The sequence below is a fragment of the uncultured Anaerococcus sp. genome (assembly GCF_963510915.1).
In the GTDB taxonomy this organism is placed as follows: Bacteria; Bacillota; Clostridia; order Tissierellales; family Peptoniphilaceae; genus Anaerococcus.
This window is the reverse complement of the sequence record NZ_CAUPHG010000106.1, coordinates 1-5,201: the sequence shown is the minus strand read 5'-3', so window position 1 is coordinate 5,201 and position 5,201 is coordinate 1. Positions and strand designations below refer to the sequence as shown.

General features: G+C 32.1%; 6 protein-coding genes. 4 read left to right on the top strand and 2 right to left on the bottom strand.

Annotated features, from left to right (window positions below; all coding sequences use genetic code 11):
• A partial coding sequence (gene rnpA, locus RQ893_RS07985; RefSeq protein ID WP_311482496.1) for a ribonuclease P protein component occupies positions 1-300 on the bottom strand: 300 nt, incomplete at its 3' end.
• Between the two features lie 18 nt (positions 301-318).
• Positions 319-453 carry a 50S ribosomal protein L34 gene (rpmH, locus tag RQ893_RS07980; protein WP_209772810.1) on the bottom strand — a complete coding sequence of 45 codons (135 nt, stop codon included), beginning with the start codon at positions 451-453 and terminating at the stop codon, positions 319-321.
• A gap of 713 nt (positions 454-1,166) precedes the next feature.
• On the opposite strand from rpmH, the gene dnaA reads away from it, so the two are divergent.
• The 4 genes from dnaA (at position 1,167) to recF (ending at position 5,194) form a co-directional block, all read left to right on the top strand.
• The gene (gene dnaA / locus RQ893_RS07975; protein ID WP_311482495.1) at positions 1,167-2,546 is read left to right on the top strand and encodes a chromosomal replication initiator protein DnaA; all 1,380 of its coding nucleotides are present in this window, start codon (positions 1,167-1,169) and stop codon (positions 2,544-2,546) included.
• Between the two features lie 224 nt (positions 2,547-2,770).
• Positions 2,771-3,883, top strand: coding sequence for a DNA polymerase III subunit beta (gene dnaN / locus RQ893_RS07970; RefSeq protein WP_311482494.1), 1,113 nt, complete (start codon positions 2,771-2,773; stop codon positions 3,881-3,883).
• 4 nt (positions 3,884-3,887) lie between these two features.
• A complete protein-coding gene (locus RQ893_RS07965; RefSeq protein WP_311482493.1) occupies positions 3,888-4,094 on the top strand; it encodes an RNA-binding S4 domain-containing protein in 207 nt (68 codons plus the stop codon).
• Entirely contained in the window at positions 4,094-5,194 is a 1,101-nt protein-coding gene (recF, locus tag RQ893_RS07960) for a DNA replication/repair protein RecF (protein ID WP_311482492.1), read from the top strand. The genes RQ893_RS07965 and recF overlap by 1 nt, the downstream gene beginning before the upstream one ends.
• Positions 5,195-5,201: the final 7 nt, after the last annotated feature.

Below are 5,201 nucleotides of genomic sequence, written 5' to 3'. Positions count from 1 at the left end.
ACCTAGAGATGATTTTAATCTTTGGTAGTCAAATTCTGTGGTATGTTTTTTGGGAATGACAACTATGTCAACTCCGTTAAGCTTTGAATAGTTTAGCCTAATTATCTCTCTAAGTTTTCTTTTTAGTTGATTTCTCATATGAGCCTTGCCTATTTTTTTACTTATGGTAAATCCGAATCTAGGACTATTTAGGTCATTTTCTCTGACAAGGATTGTGAAATCTCTATTATAACATGCAAAGTTTTTTTTGTAGACTTTTTTAAAGTCTTTGTCTTTCTTTAAGCTTAATCTTTTTTCCATTAATTACTTCTTAATAGATTAAGCTGAAAGTCTTTTTCTATTTTTCTTTCTTCTAGCTTTAAGTACTCTTCTTCCACCTGGAGAAGACATTCTTTTTCTAAAACCATGATCTTTTTTTCTTCTTCTTCTATTTGGTTGATAGGTTCTTTTCATTTTTACACCTCCTAATAAATTTTGACTCTAACTATTATATTGAAAATAAGCTTATCTGTCAAGATTATTTTCTGTTTTTTATGAGGATTTGCCTAGATGCACCTTTTATATTTTAGCTTGTAAATAAATTCATGGTTATTTGGTATGATTATTCTTTTTTCTTTTATTTTGTGGAATAAATATTTATTGTTGATATCTTTGGGAATTTTTTCTTTTCCACAACTTATGAAGAAAAAAATCTATGTGAATATTTTTTAAAATTTATGCTTAGACTTATGAAAAATTTTTGAAAAATACAGAAAAAATAAATCAGACTATACAAAATATTAATAAATACACAGACTTATCCACATATCAACATTACTTTGCTGAGGTTTTCATTTTTGATTTTTGACTTATCCATAACTTTATACCGAAACTGTGGATAAGTTGAAATAATGGCTAATTTATGGTAAAATTAGATGTGTAAAAGTAAGGGTAAAACTATTGATTGATTAGGTATTTGCCTTTTTATTGTGGATAAATTTATCAAATTTGAAGTTTTTAAAAATTTATCCCCTAGAAAATCCTATAATATCAAGACAAATTTTATCAACAAGAAACTTATCCACAACTTATCCCGAATTTGGGGATAAAGTTAATTTTTTTAAAGATAAGCTTAAAATTACAAAGCAAATCCTTATGTGGATAAGACCTAAGAAAGGAATACTTAGATGAAGAATCTAGAATTCATTACGAATGAATTAAAAAATGAAATGAAAATGCATGTAAGTGATGACCAGCAATTTGATACATGGATTAATATTTTAAAACCCTTAAACCTGTATAATGGTATCCTTTATCTTGAAATTCCAAAAAAAGATACACTTTTTATTTTTGAGGGAATCTGGAAGGCAAAACTTCAGGAAGCTCTTAATAATATAGAGCAAAAGATTGGAGGACCGCTCAAGGTAGAGGTTGTAGCCAAGGACGGGGATGATTACCAAAAAATCTTAACCTTAGGTAAGGACTACGACAAAGACGGACAAATGAGGATAGATAAGGTCAAATCTTTTCCAAAACCACAACTAGAAGAGGCAAATGTTTTTGCTAATTTCGTCCAGGGCAAGTCAAACCAATACGCACTAGGCATTAGCCAAGCTGTAGCAGATACCATTTCTAGAGGAGATGTATCAAAGGTATATAACCCTCTATTTATCTACGGATCTAGCGGCCTTGGTAAGACCCACCTTATCCAAGCTATAGCCCATCAAATCCTAGAAGCAAGGGACGATGCATACGTCATGTACCTATCTAGTGAAAAATTTACAAACGAAATGATAGCAGCTCTTAGAACTAACAAAAACCAAGAGTTTAGAGAAAAATACCGCTCAGCTGATATCCTTCTTATAGATGATATCCAGTTTATAGCAAATAAAGAGGCAACTCAAGAGGAATTTTTCCATACCTTTAATGATCTTTATAATGCAGGTAAGCAAATAGTAATAACCTCAGATAAGCCTCCAAGAGAAATAAAACACTTAGAAGATAGGTTGGTATCAAGGTTTAACTATGGCATTATCGCTGACATATCAAGACCTGACTATGAAACGCGTGTGGCAATCTTACAAAAAAAGCTAGAAGATCTTGGAGCTATTATCGATAATTCAATCTTATCCTACATAGCTATTGAGATAGATACAAATATCAGAGATCTCGAAGGTGCTCTTTCAACAGCCATTGCCTATGCAAAAAGTGATGGCAGAGTTGAAGTATCAATGGAAGATGCTATCAAGGGTGTAGGAACCAGAGTTAAAAATAAAAGAAAAAAGCTAACTATAGCAGATATCCAACAGGCAGTTGCAAATAAATACAATGTAAAACTAGCCGACCTAAAAGGAAAGACAAGAAAAAAAGAAATTGTAAATCCAAGACAAATTGCCATGTATATCTCAAGAGAACTTCTGGATGATTCTTTAGTTACAATAGCTAATGCTTTTGAAAGAGACCATACAACAGTCATCCACGGCATAGATAAAATTACGGCTTTAATCGACGAGGATGATGATTTAAAAAACGAACTAGAAGCCCTAATGAAAGAAATAAGAGAATGATTTGGGCATAAGTCTGTGGATAAGTCTGTGGATAACTTTTTTCATAATACTTATCTAAATAATCTCGGGGAAAGTGTGGAAAACTAAAGATTTATCCCTTATCTTTTCCATATTTTATCACCAGTTGTAAAGATTGAAATATAAAAGTCCTTTAAAGATATCCACATTTATACAGGACCTACTACTAATACTACTAAGTTTAAATAATAGTTAAGGAGAAAGCCATGAAATTTGAAATTAAACAAAAAGAACTAATGAAAGCCCTCTCGATAGTAAATAGAGCAGTATCTAAATCTACCAATATACAAATCCATGAATTAATATACTTTAGCACTGAAAATAATAGACTATCAATGACTTCTTTTGATGGAGAAATTTCTATCAAAACTCTAGCTGATGCTAAAATAATCGAAGATGGAGTTATGGCAGTAAAGGCAGATTTGATAACAAATATTATTAGAAAACTCCCAGATGAGTTAGTAAAAATAGAACTTGATAATGGAAAAATAAAAATTTCTTGCAAAAGATCTAACTTTAATCTGGTTGCCTTTGAATATTTTGATAAAGAAGAGATTCAAATCCCAAATACAGTAGCCTTAACCATAGATAATGATAAATTAAAAAGATCTATAAGCCAAACAGAGTTTGCCACAACTCTTGATGAGACAAAGCTTGCCTTGACAGGAATTTTGTTTGAGCTAAGAGAAGGTTCTTTAAATATGGTGGCCCTTGATGGTTATAGGGTGGCCTTAAAGAAAATCACCCTAGATTACCCAGGAGATTTTGAAAATACAGAATATATTATTCCAAAAAGATCACTTTTAGAATGGTCAAGGATTATTTCTGATGAAAGCAAGACATCTTTATATAGAAGTGAAAATGACTTAATGTTTGTATCTGAAGATACTACTATGCTATGCAAAGTAATAGATAAAAACTATATAGACTACAGAAATATAATAAACGATATATCAGAAACTACAGTAATAGTAGAAAAATCTGCCCTTAGTGCAGCTCTAGATAGGGCCCAAGTGCTTTCTGACCCAGGTAGGGCAAACCTAATTAGAGTTAATATAGAAGATGGGGCTATGACTTTAAGATCAAATTCAGAAATAGGTGATGTTAAGGAAGTAATAGAAATTGACCAAGAAGGGGAAGGCTTAGATATAGCCTTTAATGCTAAATATATGCAAGATGGAGTAAAGGCTTGTGACAGCGAAAAAATCAAGCTAAATTTCAAATCTAGCTTAAATCCTTGTTTGATTTACCCAACAGATTCTAAACATGAGGGCGAGGACTATACTTACTTAGTGCTTCCAGTAAGGCTAGCTAGGTAAAGTTATGGAAATAATTGAATTTGAAACAAGCGAAATAAGGCTAAAGGACCTCCTAAAGGCGACAGATCTTGTCCCTTCTGGAGGCCTTGCTAAGCTTATAATAAGGGAGGAAGGCGTCCTTTTAAATGACGAGCCTTGTTATATAGCTGGTAAAAAAATCCACCAAGGCGACGAAGTTGTTTTTGATGGTGTGAAAATAATAATCAAATAATGTGGATTCAGGATATAAAATTATACAATTTTAGGAATTATTTTTACGAATCGGTTATCTTTAATGATTCCACCAATATTTTTATTGGAGACAATGCCCAGGGGAAGACAAACTTGCTAGAGTCTTGCTATTATTTGGCAAATGCGACATCTTTCAAGAAATTAAGAGATAAGGATATCATAAATTTTGGCAATGATAAGATGGAAATTTCAGGCACTATTAGGAAGGGCAGGTCTTTCAAAAAGGTTCTAATTAGAGTAGAGGGAACTGATAAGATTATTTTTGTAAATGAAGTAGAATATAAGAGGAACAAAGATTTGAAATCACTCTTTAAAATAGTCTTATTCACACCAGAAGACCTCAGTATTATAAAGGAAGGACCTAATCTTAGACGAGATTTATTGGATGAAATAATTACATCTATAGATTTTTCTTATGCCAGGGTTAAAAAAGACTATGATAAAATCTTGTTTGCTAGAAATAAATTGCTAAAAAATAGATCGTCTTCCTACTTTAATGAGCAGCTTGATGCCTTTGACAAATCTCTTGTCAAGGAAGGATATAGGATTTATAAGTCAAGGCATAAATTTGTAAAATTCGTAGAAAAATATGCAGGGGATTTTCAAACTGCCCTTACAAATGGAGCAGAAAGGCTAGAAATAGACTATATTCCAGACATAAGTGCGGAAAATATAGAAGAATTCTACAGAAAATTTAGAGAAAAAAGGGATGAGGATTTAAGATACCTAACCACCCAAGCTGGCATCCACAGGGATGATATAATAATTAAAATTAATGGAAAAAACACCAGACTATTTGCCTCCCAAGGTCAACAAAGGTCGGCTATTTTAAATATAAAACTAGCTGAAGTTAAGCTTTTAAGGGAGATAAGTGGGGATAGGGCTGTGATTTTACTTGATGATGTGTTTTCGGAGCTGGATGAAACAAGGAGTAAATTTCTTTTGGAAAATCTTTCTGAATATCAAACCATAATCACAGCAACTAATACAAAAAGTTTGGAAAATGTTCCAGCCGATAAGATTTCCTATATAAAGGATGGCAGGATTAGAAAGGATAAATATGACAGAAAACAATTATGATGCTGGT